Origin of the sequence: Streptomyces sp. SDT5-1 (assembly GCF_052245995.1) — a bacterium.
GTDB lineage: Bacteria > Actinomycetota > Actinomycetes > Streptomycetales > Streptomycetaceae > Streptomyces.
Window position 1 is genome coordinate 5,431,218 of the sequence record NZ_CM125963.1, and the last position, 24,463, is coordinate 5,455,680.

Here is a 24,463-nt window from a genome sequence, read left to right on the forward strand (position 1 = left end):
CCGTTCCGGGACGGACCGTTCCGGAACGGACGCACGCGGTCAGGAGCACACCGTGCCGTCGCGCGGTATTCGACCCTCCAGGAGGTACGCGTCGACCGTGGAGTCCACGCAGGCGCTGCCGGAGCCGTACGCCCCGTGCCCCTCGCCCTTCCACGTCAGCTCGACGCCGACGCCCTTGCCCAGCTCGTCCGCCATGCGTCGCGCTCCTTCGTAGGGCGTCGCCGGGTCCCCGGTGTTGCCCACCACGAGGACCGGCGCCGCGCCCGGCGCGCTCACGTCCGGGTCGCTCCACTGCCCGGGGACCGGCCAGTCGTGACACCAGCCCGCCGTGTCCCAGCCCATGAACGAGCCGAACACGGGCGAGATCTCACGGAACTTCGCCAGCCGCTCCTTCGTCTCCCGCGCCGTGGGCCGCACCTTGTCGTCGAGGCAGGAGATCGCCCTCTGAGAGTGGCTCGCCGTGCCGTAACGCCCGGCCGCGTCACGGTCGTTGTACGAGTCGGCGAGCCCGAGCAGTGCCGTGCCGTCTCCCCGCTCCGCGTCCCGCAGGCCCCGCGTCAGGGCAGGCCAGCTGTCCTCGCTGTAGAGCGTGACCGCGATGCCGGTGGTCGCGAGCGCTTCGTTCAACTCCCGTCCCCCTGGCGCGGGAAGCGGCTTCTCGTCGAGCTTCTTGAGGAGCGCCACGATCTCCCGTGAACCCGCCTCGGGGTCCTTGCCGCGCGACCGGAAGTAGTTGTCGAGGGCCCGCTGAAAACCGCGCGCCTGGTTCTCGGCCTGGCCGACGCGCCCCGCGGTCGGGTCCACCACGGCGTCCAGGGCGAGCCGGCCGACCTTGTCGGGGAACAAGTGGGCGTAGACCCCGCCGAGTTCGGTGCCGTACGAGACGCCCATGTAGTGCAGCTTCTTGTCGCCGAGCACCTGGCGCATCAGGTCCATGTCGCGCGCCGCCTCGGCCGTCGACACATGGCCGAGCAGCGGTCCCGCCTGCTTCTCGCAGCCCTTGCCGAACGCGACGGCGTCCTTCAAATACGCCTCTTCCTCCGCCTCGGTGTCCGGCGTGAGGTCGAGGGACTCGGCCTGCTGCGTCTGTTGGTCGCCGCGGCAGCGGAGGCCGCGGCTCTGCGAGACCCCGCGCGGGTCGAAGCTCACCAGGTCGTAGCGCTCCCGCAGCTTCGAGTACTGCGGTGCGAAGGCCGGCAGCAGGTCGACTCCCGAGCCGCCGGGGCCGCCGAAGTTGAACAGGAGCGAGCCGATGCGCTCGCCCCGGTCGCCCCGGGCCGTGGACCGGATGAGCGCGAGGTCGATCGTGGGTCCGGCCGGCTTCGCGTAGTCGAGCGGCGCCTTGAGTGTCGCGCACTGCCAGTCGGAGCCGGGCGCGGGCGAGCCCGCCCGCGCCCGGCAGCGTCCCCAGTCGAGGCGCTGGCCGGTGAGGGAGGAGGGGAGAGCGGACGTGTCACCGTCCCCCGCCCCCGTATCGGAAGCGTCCCCGGCGGATGCCGAAGGCCGCTCGGACGCACCGGTGCCCTCGCGCTCGCCCGAACCGCTGCAGCCCGCCGCCAGTCCGGCCGTCAGTGCCACGGCCGCCGCCAGCGTCAGCGAGCGGACTCCCCATCCCCTGCGTGTGCGTGCACCCGCGGGTGCGTGCGAATCCTGTGCCGCCATGGCACCTCCCCCCTCAACTGCCCCCGTTCGAAAGACAGTCAAGCCATCGTAGGAGGGCCCGCCGACATCCGAATCGGCCTGTGGACAACTCCGTGATCACTTGCAGACGGTTCCCTCGTTCGGGGGCTTCCCGTCGAGGAGGTAGGTGTTCACGGCGCTGTGCACGCACTTGTTTCCGCTGTCGTAGGCGCCGTGCCCCTCGCCGTCGTACGTCAACTCGACGCCGACGTCCTTGCCGAGCGCGCCCGCCATCTTCTTCGCGCCCTCGTACGGGGTGGCCGGATCGCCGGTGTTGCCGACGACGAGGATCGGCGCGGAGCCCGGCGCGCTGACGTCCGGGTGGTCGGCGGCCCCCTCGACGGCCCAGCCGGAGCAGTTGAGCATGCCCCAGGCCAGGTAGTCGCCGAACATCGGCGACGCCTTCCGGAACGACGGCAGCTTCGCCTCGACGTCCTTCGTCGTGGCGCGGGACTTGTCGTCGGCGCAGTTGATGGCGACGTTCGCGGCCTGCATGTTGCTGTACTTGCCGTCCTCGTTCCGCCCGTTCATCGAGTCGGACAGCGCCATGAGCATCTTGCCGTCGCCGTCGTAGGCCTGCTCGAGGCCCTCGGTCAGGTACTCCCAGAAGTCCTTGGAGTAAAGGGACTGCGCGATCCCGTTGGTCGCCGCGGTCTGTGTGAGATCGCGGGGGAAGATGCCCGGGATCGGGTTCTCCTCGAGTTCGCCGAGGAGCTTGGAGATCTTGGTCTTGACGTCCTGCGGGGTGTCCCCGACGGGGCAGCCCTCGTCCTGCGAGGTGCAGTCCTTCGCGTAGTTGTCGAGGGCGAGCTGGAACCCCTTCGCCTGGCCGAGTGCGCCCTCCTCGGAGGTCTGGGTGGGGTCGACGACGCCGTCGAACACGGCGCGGCCCACCTTCTTGGGGAACAGGTGGGCGTAGACCCCGCCGAGTTCGGTGCCGTACGAGATGCCGAAGTAGTGCAGCTTCTTGTCGCCGAGCACCTGGCGCATCAGGTCCATGTCGCGGGCCGCGTCCGTGGTGCGTACGTGGGGGAGGACCTTGTCGGAGTTCTTCTCGCAGGCGTCGTTGAACGTCTTGATGTTGTCGACGAGCTTCTTCCGCTCCGCCGTGTCGTCCGGTGTCGAGTCCTGCTGGAAGTACTCGTCGAGCTGCTTGTCGTCCTCGCACGTGACCCCGGCGCTGCGGCCCACGCCGCGCGGGTCGAAGCTGACGAGGTCGTAGCGGGTGCGCAGCTTCGCGTAGTCGGATCCGAAGGCGGGCAGGCTGGTGACTCCGGAGCCGCCGGGGCCACCGAAGTTGAAGATCAGCGAGCCGGTGCGCCGGTCCTCGGGGCCGCTCGCCCTGGCACGGATCAGGGCCAGGTCGATGGTGTCGCCCTTGGGGTCGTTCCAGTCGAGCGGGGCCTTCATGGTGGCGCACTGCCAGGTCGCGCCGCCGGGGAGCGGGGACGGCGCGTCGCCGCCGCCCTGGGACTCCGCGGGCGCGGGGCAGTCCTTCCAGCTCAGCTTCTGGGACGGCAGATCCACGTCGTCGTCCGAGTCGCTGCTGCACGCCGCGAGCGACACGGACAGCAGGGTGGCGGTGGTGAGGGCAGCGGTGCGGGACCAGGACGGATTGGGCATGCGTCCATCCTGCGGCGGGGGAGTGCGGGCCGCTCGGGCTGCGGTCTGTGCGAGTGAGGTCCTCCGGGGAGGACCCGGCCGCCTAGAGGGAGCCCTTCCTTGTCAGGTGGTTGAAGAACAGCCAGCCGGGGAGGACGGGCAGCCACAGGGTGAGGAGGCGGTACAGGAGGACCGCGGGCGCGGCCACCTCCTTGGGCAGGCCGACGGCGATGAGACCCACCGTCAGGGTCGCCTCGACGGCGCCCACGCCGCCGGGCGTCGGGGCCGCGGAACCGAGCGCGTTGCCCGCGAGGAAGACCACCGCGACGCTGGCCAGGCTGATCGTGGTGTGGGTCTCGTCACCGAAGGCACGGATCGAGGCGTCGAGGCACATCACGAAGCAGGCGGTCAGGAGCAGCATGCCGCCGATGCCGGTGAGCAGCTTCCGGGGCCGCTGGAGCACGTCGAGCATGCGCGGCACGACGCCGGCGAAAAGCGAGCGCACGCGCGTGACGACGAATTTCCGCAGGAACGGGATCGACGTCACTACGAGGACGAGCACAGCGACCGTCAGCAGGCCCGCGATGACCGTCCGGGACGGCGACAGGGAAGGCGTCTTCTCCGTTCCCGTCAGGTAACCGAAGGTCAGCAGAAGCAGGATGTGGCTGCCCATGCCGAACAGCTGCGAGGCGCCGACACTGGCGACCGCGAGCCCGGGACGCACGCCCGCGCGCTGCAGGAAGCGGGTGTTCAGGGCGACGCCGCCGACCGCTGCCGGGGCCACGATCTTCACGAAGGATCCGGCGACCTGGGCCGCGACGGTCCGCATGAAGGGGACCCGCTCCGGGACGAAGCCGAGGAGGCTCATCGCGGCGGCCACGTAGCTGAGCGCGGAGAACAGCACCGCGAGGCCGACCCAGCCCCACTCGGCCTCGCCCACGATCGAGCCGAAGTCGATGTGGGTGAGCTGGGACAGCAGGAAGTACGCGCCGATCGCGCCGGCGATGAAGCTGATCAGCGTGCGCGGCCTGATGCGCTCCAGGCGGGCCGGTTCGACGGGTGCCTGGGGCCGGATGCGCAGCACCTGGTGGCGGATCTGGGTCAGCAGATCTTCCTCGCGGGCCTCTTCCAGGGCGTCGTCGAGGGCCCGCTTCTCGGCCTGCCGCTCGGCTTTCTCGGACTTCTTCTCGGCGCGTACGGAGACCTTCCCGGCGTCGGTGGCCGCGGCCTCCTCGATACGGGCCTGCTTGGCCTTGCTGGACGCCTCCAGGACGGCCTCGCGCTCGCGCTGGGCCCGCTCCCGCCCGAGCTTGCGCAGCGTCGCCCTGGTGGAGCGGGTGAGCGCGATCGGCTGGAGCAGCGGCAGACAGTCGGCGATGGTGTCGGGGCCGAGCACCTCCACGGCGGAGGCGACCGCGCGTTCGGCGCCCGCCCGGAGGCCGAGCGTCGTCACCAGTTGGGCGATGTCCATGCGCAGCACGAGGTCGCCCGCGGCGATCTCGCCGCCGCGCAGATCCGTGAGAACCACGGTGCCGGAACGATCCACCAGAATCGCGTCACCGGCCAGCCTGCGGTGCGCGATCCGCCGCGACTGGAGGGCCTTCACCTGGTTCCAGGTGTCCCGCATCAGCTCGTCGGTGATCTCCTCGTCCGGCATCGCGTCGAGGGACCGGCCGCCCACGTGCTCGTAGACGAGCATCACGGCGTCGGGGCCGAGCTCGGACGTCGCGATCAGCTTCGGCGCGTTCGCCCCGGCGGCGATCGCCGCATAGGCGAGCAGCGCCTCCTGCTCCAGGGCCTGGCGCAGCGACTGGAGGCTGCGGCGCTGCGTGATGCCGCGCAGCGTCAGGCGCCGCCATACGCGGTAGAAGAAGCCCTGCGCCTGCTGCTCCCGGTCCACCACGGTGACGTCGAGCGGCGGGCCGTCCTCCAGGGTGACGAAGTAGCGGCGCCCCCGGTCGCCGTTCTCCGTAGTGCCCTCCTGGGCCTCTTCACGGGAGGCGCTGACCGGGTGGAAGCCGACGTGCCGCAGGCCCGCCAGAAGCGTCTGCCCCGTGGGGCGCACGTTCGGGGAGCCGACGGCGTACAGCGTTCCGTAGGCGACGGTCCAGCCGATGAGGATCGTGAGGATGATCGAGAACGGTGTCGTATAGCCGGTGACCAGCATCGCGAACGCGTCGAGCAGCAGCACCACCCAGAGCACGACGCGCCATCTGGGGCGCCGCGACATGCCGACCGCCGTCATGTAGGCGATGACGGGCGCGAGATAGCCGTGCACCGGGTCGGTCAGCGCGTGGATGTCGCCGGGCGACACCGTGGTGAGCGCGTCCTGGATGGACTGCGGCGCCGCCCTGGCGACCCAGAGGTCGGTCGCCAGCGTCACGCCGTGCGCGAGGACCGCGGCGAGCACGCCGTCCGCGATCCGCAGCCCGTCGCGCTTGATGAGCCGCTCGATGGCGAACGCGACCGGCACGAGGAGGATGGCGATGCTCGACGCGAGACCCGCGAACTTGGTCAGCAGGTCGGGCGCCTGTCCGGTGCCCTTGTCGATGTCCTGGGCGAAGCCCGACGTCGTGCCGTGCGCGAACGCCGCGATGGCCAGGATGACGACGACGGCCAGCAGGCCGACGAGGAGGCGCATGAGGTCGGAAGGACGGTGCACGCGCGCGGGGAGCAGCGGTTCGTCACCGTCGACCTGCTCCGCGTGCGCGTCGTCCTCGGCGCAGTCGGGGTCGTGCAGCGGCTGCTCGTGCTTCGCTTCGTCGGCCTGTTCGGCCGCGTCCTCAGGGCGCGCCGGTGCCACAGAGGTGCCCTCCGCCTTGTCGGGGTGCACGCTCTGCTGCTCCGTCGTCTCTTCTTGATCTCGTATCACCAGTCACCGCCCGCACGATGGTGGCATGCCGCACCGTCATAGGGGGGCATCAGGGTGCATTCGCGGAGGACGGAGTCCTCGGCAAGCGTCTTCTTGTGCGTCCGTCCAAGATGCCTCTTGTACGTCCCTCCATGCTGTCGGTGCCGTGCGGCAGGATGGGCCGGATGAGCAAGGAGAGCGAACCGGCGGGAGAGCTTCCCGAGTACGCGGAGCGGGTCCTCGACGTCGCGGAGGGCATCCCGCGCGGGCGGGTCATGACGTACGGCGACGTGGCCGAGTGGCTGGAGGAGGGTGGCCCGCGCCAGGTCGGCCGGGTGATGGCCCTCTACGGAGGCGCGGTTCCGTGGTGGCGCGTGGTGCGCGCGGACGGGCAGCTGCTGCCCGGGAGCGAACTGCGCGCGCTCGACCACTACAGGGAGGAGGGCACGCCCCTGCGCGAGGCCTCCCGCGCCGCCGACGGCCACCTGCCGCGCCTCGACATGAAGCGCGCGCGGTGGGACGGGCAGGCGGGTACGGAAGCTCACAAGTGACAGCTTCGGCCATCCCGCGCGCGGGCGGGGTGCCGATGGCCCGTATGGGGGAAACGGGGCATGCGGGGCACTTCGCCGCCCCCGTGGCCGTTGGTGAGACCGGGCACATCCGCGCCCGGAGGAACGCGGGAGAGGCACCGGAAGCCCGGCTTCCGCCACACTCGACGGCGTAGCGTCGACGGCACCGTCGATGGCAGACACCTCCTTCACCCCGGGGCCACCGCTTCGCGCGGCCGGCCCTTCGACCACCAGCACACCCACCAGGACCAGCGATCCACGTGAGCTCCTCCTCGTCCACCCGGCACCTGTCGCAGCACCAGGTTCGACAGGGGCTCCCCGGTGCGTACCGACTGGTGCGTACCCCGCCGGTCGCGGTGGACCCCCCTCGTCTGGACGCACATCAGCGTGGGGTGGTTGACCACGGCCACGGGCCCCTCCTCGTCCTGGCGGGGCCGGGGACGGGCAAGTCCACGACACTCGTGGAGGCCGTCGCCGCGCGCGTGGCCAGGGGGACGGCTCCCGAGCGCATCCTGGTGCTCACCTTCAGCCGGAAGGCCGCGGTCGAGCTGCGCGACCGCATGGCGCGGCGCATCGGGGCCGCGCACGCGCCACAGGCGACGACGTTCCACTCGTTCTGCTACGCCCTGGTCCGCGCCCACCAGGACGCGGAGCTCTTCGTGGAGCCCCTGCGGCTGCTGTCGGGACCCGAGCAGGACGTCGCCGTGCGCGAGCTGCTCGCCGGGCAGATCGACCTGGAGGCGGCCGGGCTCGCGCACGTGCGCTGGCCCGACGAACTGCGCGCGTGCCTCACCACGAGGGGCTTCGCCGACGAGGTGCGCGCAGTCCTCGCCCGGAGCCGTGAGCTGGGCCTCGGGCCCGCCGCCCTGGACGCCTTCGCGCGCCGCATCGGCCGCCCGGACTGGCGGGCCGCCGCCACCTTCCTGGCGGAGTACCTGGACGTGCTCGACGCCCAGGGCGTGCTCGACTACGCGGAGCTGGTGCACCGCGCCGTGCTCCTCGCACGCCGCACCGAGGTCGCCGAGCGGCTCGCCGCGCAGTACGACGCCGTCTTCGTGGACGAGTACCAGGACACCGACCCCGCCCAGGTGCGGCTGCTGCACGCGCTCGCGGGCGGCGGGCGCACCCTGGTCGCCTTCGGGGACCCCGACCAGGCGATCTACGCGTTCCGTGGCGCGGACGTGAACGGCATCCTGGAGTTCCCCGGTGACTTCCCGCAGGCGGACGGCGCCCCCGCCCCGGTCGAGGTGCTCACGACGTCCCGGCGTTCCGGAACCCACCTCCTGGAGGCGACGCGCCGCATCACCCAACGGATGCCGCTGACCCGGCTGCCCGCGCAGAAGGTGCGGGCGCACCGCGAGCTGACGGCCGTGCGCGACGGCGGCAGGACCGAGGTCTACACGTACCCGACGCCCGGCACGGAGCTGGACAACATCGCGGACATCCTGCGCCGTGCCCACCTGGAGGACGGCGTCCCGTGGAGCGAGATGGCCGTCCTGGTGCGCGCCGGAGCGCACGGCATCCCGGGCGTGCGACGTGCCCTCACGGCGGCCGGCGTCCCCCTCGACATCGACGGCGACGATCTGGCGCTGCGCCACGAACCGGCGGTCACACCACTGCTGACGGCCCTGAAGGCGGTGGCCGGGGGCAACGCCCCTGAGGGCGAGTGCTGGCTCGACACCGAGACGGCCCTCGAACTCCTGGCCTCCCCGCTCGCCGGCATGGACACCGCCGACCTGCGCCGACTGGGGCGCGCCCTGCGCGAGGAGGAGCGCGCGGCCGGGAACGCGCTGCCGCCGCCCTCCGACGAGCTGCTCGCGCGCGCCCTCGCCGAACCGGAACGACTGGCCCTGCACGACCCGGCGTACGCCCGCGGCGCGCAACGGCTCGGCGCGCTCCTCGCCGCGGCCCGCCAGAAACTCGCCGCCGGAGGGACCGCCGAGGAAGCCCTCTGGGAGCTGTGGAACGGCACCCCCTGGCCGAACCGCCTGGAGCGCGCCGCCCGCCGAGGCGGCGCGGCCGGGCGCAACGCGGACCGCGACCTCGACGCCGTGTGCGCCCTGTTCGCCGTCGCCTCGCGCGCGGAGGAGCGCACCGGCGGCCGTGGCGCCCGCAACTTCCTGGAGGAGCTGGAGGCCCAGGACATCGCGGCCGACACCCTCGCCGGACGCGCCGTCCGCCCCGACGCCGTCCGTCTGATGACCGCGCACCGCTCCAAGGGCCTGGAGTGGCGGCTCGTCGTCGTCGCGGGCGTCCAGGAAGGGCTCTGGCCCGACCTGCGGCGCCGCGGCTCCCTCCTGGAGGCCGACCGGATCGGACACGACGGCCTCGCCGACCCGCTCACCCCAGGGGCCCTGCTCGCCGAAGAACGTCGCCTCTTCTACGTCGCCGCCACGCGCGCGAAGGAGCGGCTCGTCGTCACCGCGGTGAAGGCGCCCGCGGACGACGGGGACCAGCCGTCCCGGTTCCTGACCGAGCTGGGCGTCGAGCCCAAGGACGTCACCGGACGCCCGCGCCGCCCCCTCGCGGTCGCCGCGCTCGTCGCCGAACTGCGCGCCACGACGGTCGACCCGCGCGTCTCCGAAGGGCTGCGGGAGGCCGCCGCACGCCGCCTCGCACGCCTCGCGGCGCTCAGCGACGACGACGGCAGGCCCCTCGTACCCGCCGCGCACCCGTACCGCTGGTGGGGCATGTACGAGCCGACCGAGAGCAAGGTGCCGCTGCGCGACCGCGACAAGCCGGTCGTCCTCTCCGGAAGCGCCCTCGACCAACTCGCCAACACCTGCGCCCTCCAGTGGTTCCTCGGCCGCGAGGTCAAGGCCGACGCCCCCGCCACCGCGGCCCAGGGCTTCGGAAACGTCGTGCACGTCCTCGCCGACGAGGTGGCCTCCGGTCGCACCCCCGCCGACCTCGACGTCCTCATGGAGCGCCTGGACTCCGTGTGGGACTCCCTCGCCTTCGACGCGCCCTGGAAGTCCGCCCAGGAGAAGGACAACGCCCGCGCCGCGCTCGAACGCTTCCTCCAGTGGCACGTCATGGACCGCGCGGGCCGCACCGCCGTCGCCAGCGAGCACGACTTCGACGTGACCCTCGAAGCGGGCTCCTACGAAGTACGCATTCGCGGCTCCATGGACCGCGTGGAGCGCGACACCGACGGGCGCGCCTACGTCGTCGACTTCAAGACAGGCAAGCAGGCGCCGAGCGCCGCCGACGTCGCCCGCCACCCCCAGCTCGCCGTCTACCAGCTCGCCGTGCACGAGGGCGCGGTCGACGATGCCTTCGACGGCGTACGCCCCCACCCCGGCGGAGCCGAACTGGTGCAGCTGCGGCAGGGCGCCGCCAAGAAGGACGGCGGCGAGACCCTGCCGAAGGTGCAGGCACAGGAGCCGCTCGAAGGGGAGTGGATCGGCGATCTGCTCGCCACCGCGGCCGGCAAGGTCCTCGACGAACGCTTCGTGCCGACCGCGGGACAGCACTGCACGCACTGCGCGTTCCGTGCCTCGTGCAGCGCGCGCCCGGAGGGCAAACACGTCATCGAGTGACGTGTGCCTCGACGGGGGCGGAACGGGACGGCGCTGTCAGTGGTGCCCGTTAGCCTCGATGAGGTGACCACGCGCCTCACCGACCCCGAGCAGCTCAAGGAGCTGCTCGGCATCCCGTTCACCCCGGAGCAGACGGCCTGCATCACCGCGCCGCCCGCCCCGCAGGTGATCGTGGCCGGAGCGGGTTCCGGGAAGACCACGGTGATGGCCGCGCGCGTCGTCTGGCTCGTCGGCACCGGGCAGGTCGCGCCCGAGCAGGTCCTGGGCCTCACGTTCACCAACAAGGCGGCCGGCGAGCTGGCCGAGCGCGTCCGCAAGGCGCTGATCAAGGCGGGCGTCACCGACCCCGACACCATCGACCCGGACAACCCGCCGGGCGAGCCCGTGATCTCCACGTACCACGCCTTCGCGGGCCGACTGCTGACCGACCACGGCCTGCGCATCGGGCTCGAGCCCACGACCAGGCTGCTCGCCGACGCCACCCGCTTCCAGCTCGCCGCGCGCGTGCTGCGCGAGGCGCCGGGGCCGTACCCCGCCCTCACCCGCTCCTTCGCCGACCTCGTCAGCGACCTGCTCACCCTCGACGGCGAGCTGGCGGAGCACCTCGTACAGCCGGGCAGGCTGCGCGCGTACGACCAGGAGCTGCTGCGCACCCTCGAAGGCGTCAAGCTCAGCAACGCGGACCTGCGCAAGGTGCCCGAGGCCGCCGCCGCGCGCCTGGAGCTGGCCGAGCTGGTGAGCCACTACCGGCAGGCCAAGCGGACCCGTGACCTCCTCGACTTCGGCGACCAGATCGCCCTCTCGGCGACGCTGGCCGACACCCGCCCCGAGGTCGGCGAGATCCTGCGCGACGAGTTCCGCGTGGTGCTGCTCGACGAGTACCAGGACACCTCCGTGGCCCAGCGGATCCTCCTCGCGGGCCTCTTCGGAGGGGGAACGGGCCATGCCGTGACCGCGGTCGGCGACCCCTGCCAGGCGATCTACGGCTGGCGCGGCGCCTCCGTGGCCAACCTCGACGACTTCCCGCGCCACTTCGCTTACGAGGACGGGCGCCCCGCCACCCGCTTCGCGCTCAGCGAGAACCGGCGCAGCGGCGGCCGCCTGCTCGACCTCGCCAACGGCCTCGCCGAGCCGCTGAGGGCGATGCACGCGGGCGTGGAGGCCCTGCGCCCCGCCCCGGGGGCCGAGGCGGACGGCAGCGTCCGCTGTGCCCTCCTGCGGACGCACAGTGAGGAGATCGACTGGCTCGCCGACTCCATCGGCCACCTCGTCGCCACGGGCACGCCCCCCGGCGAGATCGCCGTGCTGTGCCGCACCGCGACCGACTTCGCCGAGATCCAGGGCGCCCTGGTCGCGCGCGACATCCCCGTCGAGGTCGTCGGCCTCTCCGGTCTGCTGCACCTTCCGGAGGTCGCCGACCTGGTCGCCATGTGCGAGGTGCTCCAGGACCCGGGGGCCAACGCCGCGCTCGTACGCCTGCTGACCGGGCCGCGCTGGCGCATCGGCCCGCGCGACCTCGCCCTCCTCGGCCGCAGGGCGCGCTTCTTGGTCTCCCACGCGCGCGGGGGAGAGGACGACGACCCGGACCGGCGTCTCGCCGAGGCCGTCGAGGGGGTCGACCCCTCCGAAGTGATATCGCTCGCGGACGCGCTCGACACGTTCCTGGAGACCTCCACCGAGGCCGAAGGGGACGACGACGGGCTGCCGTTCTCGCCGGACGCGCGCGTGCGCTTCGCCCGGCTCGCCACCGAACTGCGCGAGCTGCGCCGCTCGTTGTCCGACCCGCTCATGGACGTGCTGCACCGCGTCCTCGCGGTCACCGGCCTGGAGGTCGAACTCGCCGCGTCCCCGCACGCGCTGGCCGCCCGCCGGCGCGAGACCCTGTCCAACTTCCTCGACATCGCGGCCTCCTTCGCGGCCAACGACGGCTCAGCGACGCTGCTCGCCTTCCTCGGCTTCCTGCGCACCGCAGCCCAGTACGAGAAGGGCCTCGACAACGCGCTGCCAGGCGGCGAGAACACCGTCAAGGTGCTCACCGCCCACAAGTCCAAGGGCCTCGAATGGGACGTCGTCGCCGTGCCCGGCCTCGTGAAGGGCACGTTCCCGAGCACCCAGGGCCGCGAGAAGTGGACGGCGCAGGCCAAGGTCCTGCCGCACGAACTGCGCGGCGACGGCGCCACGCTGCCCGACATCGAGACGTGGGACTCCAAGGGCATGAAGGCCTTCCACGCCGACATGAAGGACCACCAGCACACCGAGGAACTCCGCCTCGGCTACGTCACGTTCACCCGCCCGCGCTCCCTGTTGCTCGGCTCCGGCCACTGGTGGGGCCCGTCCCAGAAGCGTCCGCGCGGCCCCTCCGACTTCCTCCAGGCGCTGTACGAGCACTGCGCCGCCGGACACGGAGAGATCGAGGCCTGGGCGGACGAGCCCGCGGAGGACGAGGAGAACCCGGCCCTCCAGGAGGAGGCCGTCGAGCACGCCTGGCCGCTGCCGCTCGACGAGGAGGCACGCGCCCGCCGCCGCGCCGCCGCCCACACGGTCCTCGCCCACCTCGAGCGCGTCGCGGGCCCCGAGGCCGCGTACGGCCACACGGAGACGCACCCCGCGGCCCTCGACGAGCCGCCCTTCGAGGACCCCGACTGGCCGCCGCCCCCGGAGGACGACGAGCCGCCCTACGACCCGTACGAGGACGACTACGTCCCCGACGAGGACCCCTACGGGGACGACGCGATCCAGGCCGCCCCCGCGCGCGTGGTCGAGCCCGAGCCGCCGGTCCCCGCCGTGCCGCACCCGTCGCCCGCGCCCGAGGCCGAGCTCACCCCGGAGGAGGCGCGCACCATCGACTCCTGGGACCGCGACCTCGAGGCCCTCTCCGGAGAGCTGCTGCGCGCCCGCGCGGCCGTGCGCGACGTCCCCGTTCCGCACACCCTGACCGCGTCCCAGCTGCTACGGATGGCCGCCGACCCCGACGGCTTCGCCCAGGAACTGGCCCGCCCCATGCCGCAGCCGCCCCAGCCCGCTGCCCGCAGGGGCACCCGGTTCCACGCGTGGGTCCAGACCCGCTTCGAAGAGCTGCGGCTGCCCATGCTCGACCCCGATGAGCTGCCGGGAAGCGACGCCGAGATCGCCGACGAGCGGGACCTGGAAGAGCTCAAGGAGGCCTTCGAGCGCTCCCCGTACGCCCACCGCACGCCCTACAAGGTCGAGACCTCGTTCCAGCTCGCCATCGCGGGCCGCGTCATCCGCGGCCGCATCGACGCCGTCTACAAGGAGGGCGAGGGCGACGACGCGACGTACGAGATCGTGGACTGGAAGACCGCCCACCGGAAGTCCGCCGACCCTCTCCAGCTGGCCGTCTACCGGCTGGCCTGGGCCGAGCAGCAGGGCGTGCCCCTGGAGTCGGTGCGCGCCGCCTTCCTCTACGTGCGCACCGCGGAGACCGTCCGGCCGCGTCGGCTGCCCGGCAGGGAGGAGCTGGAGAGGCTCCTCCTGGGCGATCCGCAGGAGGCTGCGGAGTCCATGGAGGAACCGCCGGACGAGCACGTACGGGCGGGCGGATAGGCTCGTGACCATGAGCAAGCCCGTTGACAACGCCGTCAGCACCGTCCGTGCGTACGTCGAGAACCACCGCGAGGCGTTCCTCGAGGACCTCGCCGCGTGGCTGCGGATCCCGTCCGTGTCCGCCCAGCCCGCCCACGCACCGGACGTGCGCCGCAGCGCCGACTGGCTGGCCGCGAAACTCGCCGAGACCGGCTTCCCGACCACGGAGGTCTGGGAGACGCCCGGCGCCCCCGCCGTGTTCGCCGAATGGCCCTCGGGCGACCCCGAGGCCCCCACGGTCCTCGTCTACGGGCACCACGACGTGCAGCCCGCCGCCCGCGAGGACGGCTGGGACACCGACCCCTTCGAGCCGGTCGTCGTCGGAAAGCGCCTCCACGCGCGCGGGGCGGCGGACGACAAGGGGCAGGTGTTCTTCCACACACTCGGCGTGCGCGCCCACCTGGCCGCGACCGGCCGTACCGCTCCCGCCGTCAACCTCAAGTTCCTCATCGAGGGTGAGGAGGAGTCGGGCTCCCCCCACTTCCGCGCCCTCGTGGAGGAGCGCAAGGAGCGGCTCTCCGCCGACGCCGTGATCGTCTCCGACACCGGCATGTGGTCCGAGGACACCCCCACGGTGTGCACCGGCATGCGCGGCCTCGCCGACTGCGAGATCGAGCTGTACGGGCCCGACCAGGACATCCACTCCGGCTCCTTCGGCGGCGCCGTACCCAACCCGGCGACCGCCGCCGCCCGCCTCGTGGCCGCGCTGCACGACGAGCACGCGCGCGTGGCCGTCCCCGGCTTCTACGACGGCATCGTGGAGCTCACCGACCGGGAGCGCGAACTCTTCGCGGAGCTGCCGTTCGACGAGGAGCAGTGGCTGCGCACCGCGAAGTCCCGCGCCACCTACGGCGAGGCCGGGCACACCACCCTGGAGCGCATCTGGGCCCGCCCCACCGCCGAGGTCAACGGCATCGGCGGCGGCTACCAGGGCCCCGGCGGCAAGACGATCGTGCCGTCCTCCGCGATGCTCAAGCTCTCCTTCCGCCTGGTCGCGGGGCAGGACCCGGACCACATCGAGAAGACCGTGACCGCCTGGGTCGCCGAGCAGCTCCCGGAAGGGATCCGGCACACGATCACCTTCGGGGCCGCCACCCGCCCCTGCCTCACGCCGCTCGACCACCCGGCCCTGAAGTCCGTCGCCCGCGCCATGGGGCAGGCCTTCGAACAGAAGATCCGCTTCACGCGCGAAGGCGGTTCGGGGCCCGCGGCCGACCTCCAGGACGTGCTCGGCGCCCCGGTGCTCTTCCTGGGCATCTCCGTGCCGTCCGACGGCTGGCACGCCCCCAACGAGAAGGTCGAACTCGACCTTCTTATGAAGGGTGTGGAAACAACCGCCTACCTGTGGGGCGATCTCGCGGAGAGCTGGGCAGATGCACACTGATTGAGGAACGCGCACCCACCTCGCCGAACCGCCTGCCGAACCACCCATTCCACCGGGGGAGTTGGAAGCACCCGTGACCACCTGGACCGACCGAACCGCCGACCTCGCCGCCGGGCGACCGCTCTCGCTGGCCGCGCCGAGCGGAATCGACCGCGCCGCGCACCACCGCCTCGACGAGGCCTGGCTCGCCGCCGCGTGGAGCCACCCCACGACCCGCGTCTTCGTCGTCTCCGGTGGTCAGGCTCTGATCGACGAGACGCCGGACGGCCGGACGGAACTGGTCATGACCCCGGCCTTCGAGGCGCCCCTCACCGAGGCCCACCGCTACTTCCTGGGCACCGACGAGGACGGCGTCAGCTACTTCGCGCTCCAGAAGGACACGCTGCCCGGCCGCATGGACCAGTCCGCGCGCCCGGCCGGGCTTCGCGAGGCGGGGATGCTCCTCTCGGAGCGGGACGCCGGCCTCATGGTGCACGCCGTCGCCCTGGAGAACTGGCAGCGCCTGCACCGTTTCTGCTCCCGCTGCGGCGAACGCACCGTCATCGCCGCCGCGGGCCACATCCGCCGCTGCCCGGCCTGCGGGGCCGAGCACTACCCGCGCACCGACCCGGCCGTCATCATGGCGGTCACGGACGAGCAGGACCGCATCCTGCTCGGCCGCCAGGTGCACTGGCCCGAGGGCCGCTTCTCGACGCTCGCCGGTTTCGTCGAGCCCGGTGAGTCGATCGAGCAGTCGGTGCGGCGCGAGGTCTTCGAGGAGGCGGGCGTCGTCGTCGGCGACGTCGAGTACGTCGCCAGCCAGCCCTGGCCGTTCCCGTCCAGCCTGATGCTCGGCTTCATGGCGCACGCCACGTCCTTCGAGATCAACGTCGACGGTGACGAGATCCACGAGGCCCGCTGGTTCTCCCGCGAGGACCTGCACAGCGCCTTCGAGTCCGGCGAGGTCATGCCGCCCTACGGGATCTCGATCGCGGCCCGCCTGATCGAGCTCTGGTACGGCAAGCCCCTGCCGAAGCCCAGCGACGCCCTCTGAGCGATCTGCCGGCCGGCCGACCGCGTGGAAGGCCGGCCCAGCAGCCCTGAAAGGGGTGAGGTCATGACCGGCTCCGCGGAACGCCGCAGGCGGGAAGAGGAAGCGGCCGCCCGGCGGCGGCAGTGGGCGCTCAGGCGCCGGGGCCATCAGGACATCACCGGCAACCGCGCGGCGAACCTGCTGGCGCTGATCGTCATGCTGGTCGTCCTCGCCGTGCTGGTCGTGCTGCTGATCTTCTGACCGGCGGTCGCGGCAGCTCCGGCGGCCGCGGGCAGCGGAAAGCCCCCGTACCCGTGACAGGTCGGGGGCGTTCGCTCGAGACGCGGTGGGTCAGGCCGCCATGGCCTGCTTGACCTGGGCCAGCGACGGGTTCGTCATGACCGACTCGGCGCCGCTGTCGGACACCACGAGAAGGGTCGGAACCGTCTGGTTCCCGCCGTTCGCCTTCTCGACGAAGGCCGCGGACTCCGGGTCGTGCTCGATGTTGATCTCGGTGTAACCGATGCCCTCACGGTCCATCTGCTTCTTCAGCCGCTGGCAGTAGCCGCACCACGTGGTGCTGTACATCGTCACAGTGCCCGGCATGTCCTCGCGCTCCTTCGGGTGGCTGGGGGTGCGTGTTCGCAAGTAGTCGAACGTACGCGACCCGGCGGCCATTCCCGCACGTCGAACGCGTTAGTACGACTAACGGGCGGCACCTGTGGACAACGCGACGCATCCGTCCCCGCGGACCTGGCAGCATGGCGGGGTGACAGCAGCAACGCACTCCACCCTGTTCCCGCAGGTTCCGGAATCCGCCGACGCGGTGCTCGAGGGACTCGACCCCGAGCAGCGCGCCGTGGCGACGGCCCTGCACGGTCCGGTGTGTGTGCTCGCGGGCGCCGGCACGGGCAAGACGCGAGCGATCACGCATCGCATCGCCTACGGCGTCCGTGCCGGGATCCTCCAGCCGAACACGGTCCTCGCCGTCACCTTCACCAACCGCGCAGCCGGAGAGATGCGCGGCCGCCTCAGGCAGCTCGGCGCCGTGGGCGTACAGGCCCGCACCTTCCACTCCGCCGCCCTGCGCCAGCTCCAGTTCTTCTGGCCCAAGGCCGTCGGCGGCGAACTGCCGCGGCTGGTCGACCGCAAGATCCAGCTCGTCGCCGACGCCGCGGCCGCCTCCCGGTTGCGGCTGGACCGCGGCGAGCTGCGCGACGTGACCGCCGAGATCGAGTGGTCCAAGGTCACCCAGACCGTCCCCGGCGACTACGCGGCGGCCGTGCACAAGGCGGGCAGGGAAGCCCCCAGGCACCCCGCGGAGATCGCTCAGATCTACTCCGCGTACGAGACCCTGAAGCGGGACCGCTCGGTCATCGACTTCGAGGACGTGCTGCTGCTCACCGTCGGCATCCTCCAGGACCGGCAGGACATCGCCGAGCAGGTCCGCGCCCAGTACCAGCACTTCGTGGTCGACGAGTACCAGGACGTCAGCCCCCTCCAGCAGCGCCTGCTCGACCTGTGGCTCGGCGAGCGCGACAGCCTCTGCGTCGTCGGCGACGCCAGCCAGACGATCTACTCCTTCACCGGGGCCACCCCCGACCACCTGCTCAACTTCCGCACCCGCCACCCAGGCGCCACCGTCGTCAAACTGGTCCGCGACTACCGCTCCTCGCCCCAGGTCGTGCACCTGGCCAACGGCGTCCTGACGCGCGCGAGCGGCCGCGCGGCCGAGCACCGCCTGGAGCTGATCTCGCAGCGCGAGGCTGGCCCCGAGCCGACCTACATCGAGTACGCCGACGAGCCCGCTGAGGCCGAGGGCGCCGCCCGCCGCATCCGGGAGCTGATCGACTCCGGGGTGTCGGCCGGTGAGATCGCGGTCCTGTTCCGGACGAACGGACAGTCGGAGATCTACGAGCAGGCCCTCGCCGACGCGGGCGTGCCGTACCAGCTGCGCGGCGCCGAGCGCTTCTTCGAGAGGGCCGAGGTCCGCAAGGCCCACCACGAGCTGCGCGCGGCGGCCCGCTTCGGGGACAACGACGCGGGGCTCGACGAGGCCATCGACCTGCCCTCCCAGGTCAGAGCGGTCCTGTCCGGCGCCGGCTGGACCACGGAGCCGCCCGCCGGATCCGGCGTAGTGCGGGACCGCTGGGAGTCGCTCGCCGCCATCGCCCGGCTCGCCGAGGACTTCGCCAGGGCCGAGCCCACCGCGACCCTGAGCGCGTTCGTGGCGGAACTCGACGCGCGGGCGAGCGCGCAGCACGCCCCGACCGTCGAGGGCGTCACCCTCGCGTCGCTGCACGCGGCGAAGGGCCTGGAATGGGACGCCGTGTTCCTGGTCGGGCTCGCCGAGGGCATGATGCCGATCACGTACGCCAAGACCGACGAGCAGATCGAGGAGGAGCGGCGGCTGCTCTACGTCGGGGTGACCCGCGCGCGGCGCCACCTCGCGCTCTCCTGGGCGCTGTCCCGTTCGCCCGGCGGCCGGCCGAACCGCAGACCGAGCCGCTTCCTCGACGGGCTGCGGCCGGGCTCGACCGGATCCGCGGGGCGCGGGGCGAGCGCGGGACGCGGCGGCATCGAGTTCGGCACCCGTGCGGCGACCCGGGAGGCGGGCGGCGCCACCCGCCCGAGAGGTGAGCGGAAGGTGGCGCGCTGCCGGGTGTGCGGGCGAACGCTCGATGCCGCCGAGATGAAGCTGATGCGCTGCGAGGACTGTCCGTCGGACATGGACGAGGGGCTGTACGAGCGGCTGATCGAGTGGCGCGGGCGCACCGCGGCGGGCCTCGGCCAGCCGGCGTTCTGTGTCTTCACCGACAAGACCTTGATCGCCATCGCCGAGGCGGCGCCCGAGGACGCGGCCGAGCTGTCCCGCATCCCCGGGGTCGGGCGCCGGAAGTTTCGGACGTACGGATCCGATGTTCTGGCTATTTGCGCAGGTCAGACGATTGACGACCCGGACGGCGACGAGCCCGGGGACGACTGAACCAAACTCGTCGAAAAAATAGTTTGCGCAGGCCCCAACAATCCCCATAGGTTCTAAAGCACGAAAGCAGCGGCCTTCTCGGAGGCCCTGGTTCCGTGTTGTACTTGAATGCCGTCGGACCGGTTCGCACCGGTCCCCCGAGACGCCGAGAGGAGGCGATTCCAGTGATCAGCATCAACGCCAGCTCCATCAGCACCGTCAAAATGACCGATCGCTCGGTCGTCGCTTCCTGCCTGCTCGGTTTCTCGAACCTGGGCACCGGTCTGTCTGGCGTCTCCGCCATGCGTCCGGAGTCCGGCCTGTCTCTCGCGGGTCTTCCCATTCGCGAGCGCAATGAGCGACCGACCAAGGCACCGGAAGCAGTAGCGACGGCACAGGCTCAGGCCTATGCCTTTGCGGCGGCCGGTGCCGGATTCCGGAAGCAGACGACGCACCACCACACGATGTGGGCCTTCCGTGGGCTCAAACCCTGGAGTGATCCAGCCTGACGACGATCAGGCCGGCGCCTTCAGGGCCGCGGAACCCCATCCGGGATCCGCGGCCCTTCTGTTTTCCCGAAAGATCCAGCGATCTTCCCGGGAGCCAGGACGAAGGGGCCTCGGGACAAGAAAAGAACCCGGTACCGCCACCAACCGGCCCACCGGCCGGACGACCAGACGAGGAAGAAGACACCGTGCAACTCGAAGCGCACGCCCCGTCCGTACCGCCTTCAGACTCTCTTTCCCCGCCCGTGTCCACGGAGGACTCCACCTTGAACCCGCTCACCGCGCTCACCGCGCTCGACGACGCCATCGAGAACCTCGACGTGCCCGTCCCCTGCCGTGCCTACGACCCGGAGGTCTTCTTCGCGGAGTCGCCGGCGGATGTCGAGTACGCCAAGTCCCTCTGCCGCACCTGCCCGCTGATGGAGGCCTGCCTCGCCGGCGCCAAGGAGCGGCGTGAGCCCTGGGGCGTCTGGGGTGGCGAACTGTTCGTCCAGGGCGTTGTCGTCGCCCGGAAGCGGCCGCGTGGCCGCCCGCGCAAGAACCCGGTCGTGGCATGAACACCCCCGGAACGATCGACCGCCCCCTGACGCACGACCCCAAGAAGCAGGCCCCGATGAAGCCGTCCACGTACGAGCCCGCAGGCTCCGCGACCACAGACTTCGATTCCGCCGGTGCGAACGACTCGCGCCAGAACAGGACCCGTCAGATGCAACTCATCCCAGAAGCCCTGGCTCGTGCGCATATGCACGAGCAGTTGCGGGCGTCCGAGAGCGAGCGCCGGGCCGTGCGCCTGGCCACCGCCCGCCGGATGCAGCGCCGCGCCGAGCGCGCGTCGCTGCGTGCCCGGCGCGCCATCGCCATGGCCGTCATGCAGTAACCGAACCGTCGACCCGACGCGTCGACATGCGCCGCGCCATCGCGGCAGTTCCCCTCGGGGGCCGGTCCGAAGCGGACCGGCCCCCGAGGCGTGTGGCGCACGGCGCTCATCCGCTCATCGCGTTATCGTCGCCGGGTGACGTCTCTTCCTGGCGGGGACTCCGCGCAGCAGCCCGACCACCAGGCCCTCGCGTGCGCGCGATGCGGCACGACGGCCCGGGAGCTACCGCTGACCTGGACGTGTTCCGTCGAGGGCGGCGTCCGGCGGTACTTCTGCGAGACCTGCGCCCGGGAGAACATCAGAGCCATCGAGGGACGACTCGACTCCGACTGGTGGTGACCCGACGGGCGTGACCCGACGGAGGACGACCCGAACCGCCGGGTGTGGGATCACGCCTCCGCGGCCGGCCACTCCTCCACCTCGTCCGCCTCCCCGGCGACGAAGCCCGGGAGCCACTCCTCCAGTTCGTCCCGGAGTCGCACCGTGGCCCCCAGCTGACACAGCACCCCGATCGTGCTCAGCGTCACCCGATGGATCAGCAGATACGAGGGCGGCAGATTGAGCTGCTTGCCCAGCTGGTGGGCGGGGGAGCGGGGGTCGGCTATCCGGGCCGCCTGAGTCCGCATCCACGAGCGGGTGAACGTGAAGGCCTCGACGCGGGCCGGCTCGATGATCGGCAGCAAGTAGTCGAGCACCGCGTCCGGTTCGAGCTCGATCGACTCCTTGACGAAGCCCTCCTCGCACATCAGCTCGTAGACCGCGGCCGCCTCGCCGTCCAGTGTTCTGCGCAGGGACGTGCCGATCGGTTCGGGCAGCCCGCCTGGCAGCCGGTCGACCGTGCCGAAGTCGAGGACGCCGAGACGCCACCCGCCCTTCCCGTCCGGCAGCAGCCGGAAGTTGCCCGGATGAGGGTCGGCGTGCAGCAGGCCGGTGCGCGCGGGACCGGAGAACAGGAAGCGGGCCAGCAGCTGCCCCGCCCGATCGCGCTCCTCCTCGCTGCCGCTGTCGATGATCTCGGCGAGCGGAGTGCCGTCCATCCACTCCGTCACCAGGACCTGATCGGCCTGGTGCACCACCTGCGGCACCACGACATCGGGATCGTCCGCGAACTCCTCCGCGTGCGCCCGCTGGGCCTGCGCCTCCAGCGCGTAGTCCAACTCCTCGGAGACCCGGTCGCGCAGCTCCGCGATGAGCGGCTTGATGTCCATGCCCGGGATCATCGGGCCCAACAGGCGAGCGAAACGGCTCAGTTGACCGAGATCCGAGAGCAACGCCTCGCCCGCGCCCGGGTACTGGACCTTCACGGCGACCTCCCGGCCGTCGTGCCAGACCGCGCGGTGCACCTGACCGATCGAGGCGGCGGCCGACGGCTTGTCCTCGAACTCCCGGAACAGCTCGCGCCATTCCTCCCCGAGCCGCTCGTCGAGCACTGCGTGCACGGTGCGCGTCGGCATCGGAGGTGCGGCTTCCTGAAGCTTCGTCAGCGCGGCGCGGTAGGGACCCGCGACGTCCTCCGGAAGCGCGGACTCGAAGACGGACAGCGCCTGCCCGAACTTCATGGCCCCGCCCTTGAGTTCACCCAGGACGCGGAACAGCTGATCCGCTGTGCGCTGCTGAAGCTCCCGCCCGACGAGCTCGGCGGACTTGCCGCCGATGCGTCTGCCGATGCCCCAGGTCGCGCGGCCCGCGAACCCGATGGGCAGCGCTGCCAGCTTGGCGGTACGGGTAACCGCCTTCCGGGGAAGATCAGACATACACCCCTCCAAGTGCCGAACAGCCATGCCGCGCATGCCCGGGTGTCGTGGTGCCGACAGCCATTGCCTACCCCGCCATTGTGTCGTGCGGCCCCGCTTCCACAGAGACCTCCTGCCCGTTAGCTCTCTCACCCGCACCGCACGGGCATTCCGGATGCGGCCACACCGGGCGCGCATGCCAGTCGAGGCCCGGAGCGGCCGCCTCCCAGCGCGCGCCCGTGCTCGACGGCAACTCCCCGTCGAGGAAGGCCAGCGCGTGCGCCGCGGCGAGCCCCGCGACGGCGCTGGCGAGCCCCAGGTCGCAGGCCTGCACCTGACGCCCGGCCTGCCCCGAGCTCCACTGCGCGAGCAGCCGCGGCCAGTGCGGATCGCGGTCCGTGCGTCCGAGGAGCAGACACTGCGCGCACCCCGTGCCGCCAGGCAGCACCAACGGCCCCACCACTCCGGTCGCTTCGACGACTCCCGCGTACAGATGGGGAACGCCGGCCGCCACCAGGTCCTCGGCCGCCTCCGGAGTGGGGGAGTGGACCGCGAGCCCGTCCCGCGGGGCGATGAGCACGAGTGAGAGCGGCGGCTCTTCGGGGTGCGGCTCCGCGAGCCGCGGCGGGCCCACCTTGCGCCGATCGGGACGCGGCGGCCTGGTCGGCGCCATCGCCCGCACCACGCGTCGCGCGGACACGTCCCTGCGCTCGCCCGTCGCTTCCACCGGATGCCCGCCGGGCGCCACGTCCCACGGCTCGACGCACCCGCCGTCCCGCACGTCCACGTGACCGACACCGGCCGCCGCGAGGATCGCGGCGATCATCGCGCCCACCCGTCCCGCGCCCCTCACCTGGACGCGCATCACGCGCCGGGCGGTCAGCTTCACGATCGCCTCGGCCGGCTCGGACGTCGTGACCGTCAGGGCGGCGTGGTCCGGGCGGAGCCGATCCACCACTCGCGTCTGTTTGCGCAGGTCGGCGGCGGGCCTGCCGCCACCCGTCGCGTCGTCCAGGAGCCCCGCCCCGCTCAGCCGCTCGAGCAGCGCGTCGACATGCCCGTCCGGAAGCCCCATTCTCTGGGCCTCTTCCCGCAGGAGCGGCACCCCGCGGGTGCCGTCGAGCAGGGTCAGGAAGCTGCCGGTGGCCGTGTCGACCGGGCCGAGCACCACGGCGTGCGCGGGCGTCAGCCCGAACTGCACCGTGTTCAGGTCGTGCCAGCCGCGCCGCAGGGCGGGCTTGAGGATCGGATGCATGACTGTCCCCCGTACTGTCCCCCGTGCCGTGCCGACGGTGTCGTCCCCGTCGATCGACCGCCAGCATGCCCGGACCGCGCCGCGTCGTGCGGAAAGTTGTCCACAGGCTGTGGGTGATAGTCGTACTAACTCCGAGCGTGGCTGTCCGGCGGCTCGCGGGGCCGCACCGAAGAGTTCCGGAGGCGGGACTTCCGCCCGGTCCAGCGGGTAACGTCGGGGCGTGTCCGCCGACCCACTGCACCGTGCCACGAACACACAGCGCAGCACGACCAGACCGCCCTCGGGTGGCCTGGGGCCTGGCGCGGTCGAGGTCCGCAGAAGCTCCCGGCGCCGAAGGACGGTCTCGGCGTACCGCGAGGGCGACCGCACCGTGGTGCTCATCCCGGCCCGCATGTCCGAGGCCGAGGAGAAGCGCTGGGTGGGCGTCATGCTCGACAAGCTCGCCGCGCAGGAGAGCAAGCGGGTGCTGGGCGACACCGAGCTGGCGGAGCGCGCCGAGCGCCTGTCCGGCCAGTACCTCGACGGCAAGGCGCGGCCCGCCTCGGTGCGGTGGGTGACGAACCAGAACACCCGGTGGGGCTCCTGCACCCCGGCCGAGGGCAGCATCCGGCTCTCCCACCGGCTCCAGGGCATGCCCGAGTACGTCGTCGACTACGTGCTCGTCCACGAGCTCGCGCACCTGCTGGTCCCCGGCCACGGCCCCCGGTTCTGGCGGCTCCTGGAGGCGTATCCCCGCACCGAGCGGGCGCGCGGCTACCTCGAAGGAGTGGTCGCCGCCGACCGGCTTCCGCACCTGCCCGCCGCACGCGGCGACTGAGCGCCCCACGAGGCCGCTTCTGTACCAGGCGTGTACCGACTTCACCCACTGTCAGCGTTTCCGGTTA

18 protein-coding genes are annotated in these 24,463 nt (G+C 72.1%); 12 read left to right on the top strand and 6 right to left on the bottom strand.

What is annotated here, in order from left to right; genetic code table 11:
* Positions 1 to 39: 39 nt before the first annotated feature.
* The 3 genes from ACTWJ8_RS25200 to ACTWJ8_RS25210 form a co-directional block, all read right to left on the bottom strand.
* The gene (locus ACTWJ8_RS25200; RefSeq protein ID WP_356374135.1) at positions 40 to 1,662 is read right to left on the bottom strand and encodes an alpha/beta hydrolase; all 1,623 of its coding nucleotides are present in this window, start codon (positions 1,660 to 1,662) and stop codon (positions 40 to 42) included.
* A 96-nt stretch (positions 1,663 to 1,758) separates the two neighbouring features.
* Positions 1,759 to 3,303 (bottom strand): alpha/beta hydrolase, encoded by a 1,545-nt coding sequence (locus ACTWJ8_RS25205; RefSeq protein WP_443260342.1) that lies wholly within the window; start codon positions 3,301 to 3,303, stop codon positions 1,759 to 1,761.
* 82 nt (positions 3,304 to 3,385) lie between these two features.
* Complete coding sequence (locus ACTWJ8_RS25210) at positions 3,386 to 6,115, bottom strand: lysylphosphatidylglycerol synthase domain-containing protein (RefSeq protein ID WP_443260343.1); 2,730 nt, start codon at positions 6,113 to 6,115, stop codon at positions 3,386 to 3,388.
* A gap of 203 nt (positions 6,116 to 6,318) precedes the next feature.
* Between ACTWJ8_RS25210 and ACTWJ8_RS25215 the strand changes: the two genes are divergently transcribed.
* The 6 genes from ACTWJ8_RS25215 (at position 6,319) to ACTWJ8_RS25240 (ending at position 16,504) form a co-directional block, all read left to right on the top strand.
* Positions 6,319 to 6,684: an MGMT family protein gene (locus ACTWJ8_RS25215; protein ID WP_443260344.1), complete on the top strand. Its 366-nt coding sequence runs from the start codon at positions 6,319 to 6,321 to the stop codon at positions 6,682 to 6,684.
* Between the two features lie 278 nt (positions 6,685 to 6,962).
* The gene (locus tag ACTWJ8_RS25220; RefSeq protein ID WP_443260345.1) at positions 6,963 to 10,244 is read left to right on the top strand and encodes an ATP-dependent helicase; all 3,282 of its coding nucleotides are present in this window, start codon (positions 6,963 to 6,965) and stop codon (positions 10,242 to 10,244) included.
* A gap of 63 nt (positions 10,245 to 10,307) precedes the next feature.
* The gene (locus ACTWJ8_RS25225) at positions 10,308 to 13,808 is read left to right on the top strand and encodes a UvrD-helicase domain-containing protein (protein ID WP_443260346.1); all 3,501 of its coding nucleotides are present in this window, start codon (positions 10,308 to 10,310) and stop codon (positions 13,806 to 13,808) included.
* Positions 13,809 to 13,818: 10 nt separating this feature from the next.
* Positions 13,819 to 15,231 (top strand): dipeptidase, encoded by a 1,413-nt coding sequence (locus ACTWJ8_RS25230; protein ID WP_443260347.1) that lies wholly within the window; start codon positions 13,819 to 13,821, stop codon positions 15,229 to 15,231.
* 73 nt (positions 15,232 to 15,304) lie between these two features.
* Positions 15,305 to 16,264 (top strand): NAD(+) diphosphatase, encoded by a 960-nt coding sequence (nudC, locus tag ACTWJ8_RS25235; RefSeq protein WP_356374122.1) that lies wholly within the window; start codon positions 15,305 to 15,307, stop codon positions 16,262 to 16,264.
* Positions 16,265 to 16,327: 63 nt separating this feature from the next.
* Positions 16,328 to 16,504 carry a hypothetical protein gene (locus ACTWJ8_RS25240; protein ID WP_356374121.1) on the top strand — a complete coding sequence of 59 codons (177 nt, stop codon included), beginning with the start codon at positions 16,328 to 16,330 and terminating at the stop codon, positions 16,502 to 16,504.
* A 90-nt stretch (positions 16,505 to 16,594) separates the two neighbouring features.
* On the opposite strand, the gene ACTWJ8_RS25245 is transcribed toward ACTWJ8_RS25240, so the two are convergent.
* Positions 16,595 to 16,849, bottom strand: a complete 255-nt coding sequence (locus ACTWJ8_RS25245; RefSeq protein ID WP_356374119.1) for a mycoredoxin — start codon at positions 16,847 to 16,849, stop codon at positions 16,595 to 16,597.
* A gap of 163 nt (positions 16,850 to 17,012) precedes the next feature.
* Between ACTWJ8_RS25245 and ACTWJ8_RS25250 the strand changes: the two genes are divergently transcribed.
* The 5 genes from ACTWJ8_RS25250 to ACTWJ8_RS25270 all read left to right on the top strand — a co-directional run bounded on the left by ACTWJ8_RS25250 (position 17,013) and on the right by ACTWJ8_RS25270 (position 20,930).
* Positions 17,013 to 19,229, top strand: coding sequence for an ATP-dependent DNA helicase UvrD2 (locus tag ACTWJ8_RS25250; RefSeq protein ID WP_443260348.1), 2,217 nt, complete (start codon positions 17,013 to 17,015; stop codon positions 19,227 to 19,229).
* A gap of 164 nt (positions 19,230 to 19,393) precedes the next feature.
* Complete coding sequence (locus ACTWJ8_RS25255; protein WP_356374116.1) at positions 19,394 to 19,717, top strand: hypothetical protein; 324 nt, start codon at positions 19,394 to 19,396, stop codon at positions 19,715 to 19,717.
* A gap of 185 nt (positions 19,718 to 19,902) precedes the next feature.
* Positions 19,903 to 20,271: a WhiB family transcriptional regulator gene (locus tag ACTWJ8_RS25260; RefSeq protein ID WP_356374114.1), complete on the top strand. Its 369-nt coding sequence runs from the start codon at positions 19,903 to 19,905 to the stop codon at positions 20,269 to 20,271.
* Complete coding sequence (locus tag ACTWJ8_RS25265) at positions 20,268 to 20,591, top strand: hypothetical protein (protein WP_356374112.1); 324 nt, start codon at positions 20,268 to 20,270, stop codon at positions 20,589 to 20,591. The genes ACTWJ8_RS25260 and ACTWJ8_RS25265 overlap by 4 nt, the downstream gene beginning before the upstream one ends.
* A 135-nt stretch (positions 20,592 to 20,726) precedes the next feature.
* Positions 20,727 to 20,930, top strand: a complete 204-nt coding sequence (locus tag ACTWJ8_RS25270) for a hypothetical protein (protein WP_443260349.1) — start codon at positions 20,727 to 20,729, stop codon at positions 20,928 to 20,930.
* A gap of 50 nt (positions 20,931 to 20,980) precedes the next feature.
* On the opposite strand, the gene ACTWJ8_RS25275 is transcribed toward ACTWJ8_RS25270, so the two are convergent.
* Positions 20,981 to 22,345 (bottom strand): ABC1 kinase family protein, encoded by a 1,365-nt coding sequence (locus tag ACTWJ8_RS25275; protein WP_443260350.1) that lies wholly within the window; start codon positions 22,343 to 22,345, stop codon positions 20,981 to 20,983.
* A gap of 67 nt (positions 22,346 to 22,412) precedes the next feature.
* Positions 22,413 to 23,579 (bottom strand): TOMM precursor leader peptide-binding protein, encoded by a 1,167-nt coding sequence (locus ACTWJ8_RS25280; protein ID WP_443260351.1) that lies wholly within the window; start codon positions 23,577 to 23,579, stop codon positions 22,413 to 22,415.
* A gap of 220 nt (positions 23,580 to 23,799) precedes the next feature.
* Between ACTWJ8_RS25280 and ACTWJ8_RS25285 the strand changes: the two genes are divergently transcribed.
* Complete coding sequence (locus ACTWJ8_RS25285; RefSeq protein WP_356374106.1) at positions 23,800 to 24,396, top strand: M48 metallopeptidase family protein; 597 nt, start codon at positions 23,800 to 23,802, stop codon at positions 24,394 to 24,396.
* Positions 24,397 to 24,463 lie beyond the last annotated feature (67 nt).

Excerpts from the sequence above, each read along its gene's own strand:
- ACTWJ8_RS25230 (WP_443260347.1), top strand. The coding sequence starts at position 13,819 with ATGAGCAAGCCCGTTGACAACGCCGTCAGCACCGTCCGTGCGTACGTC.
- ACTWJ8_RS25240 (WP_356374121.1), top strand. The coding sequence starts at position 16,328 with ATGACCGGCTCCGCGGAACGCCGCAGGCGGGAAGAGGAAGCGGCCGCC.
- ACTWJ8_RS25275 (WP_443260350.1), bottom strand. The coding sequence starts at position 22,345 with ATGTCTGATCTTCCCCGGAAGGCGGTTACCCGTACCGCCAAGCTGGCA.
- ACTWJ8_RS25265 (WP_356374112.1), top strand. The coding sequence starts at position 20,268 with ATGAACACCCCCGGAACGATCGACCGCCCCCTGACGCACGACCCCAAG.
- ACTWJ8_RS25280 (WP_443260351.1), bottom strand. The coding sequence starts at position 23,579 with ATGCATCCGATCCTCAAGCCCGCCCTGCGGCGCGGCTGGCACGACCTG.
- ACTWJ8_RS25205 (WP_443260342.1), bottom strand. The coding sequence starts at position 3,303 with ATGCCCAATCCGTCCTGGTCCCGCACCGCTGCCCTCACCACCGCCACC.
- ACTWJ8_RS25200 (WP_356374135.1), bottom strand. The coding sequence starts at position 1,662 with ATGGCGGCACAGGATTCGCACGCACCCGCGGGTGCACGCACACGCAGG.
- ACTWJ8_RS25215 (WP_443260344.1), top strand. The coding sequence starts at position 6,319 with ATGAGCAAGGAGAGCGAACCGGCGGGAGAGCTTCCCGAGTACGCGGAG.
- ACTWJ8_RS25245 (WP_356374119.1), bottom strand. The coding sequence starts at position 16,849 with ATGCCGGGCACTGTGACGATGTACAGCACCACGTGGTGCGGCTACTGC.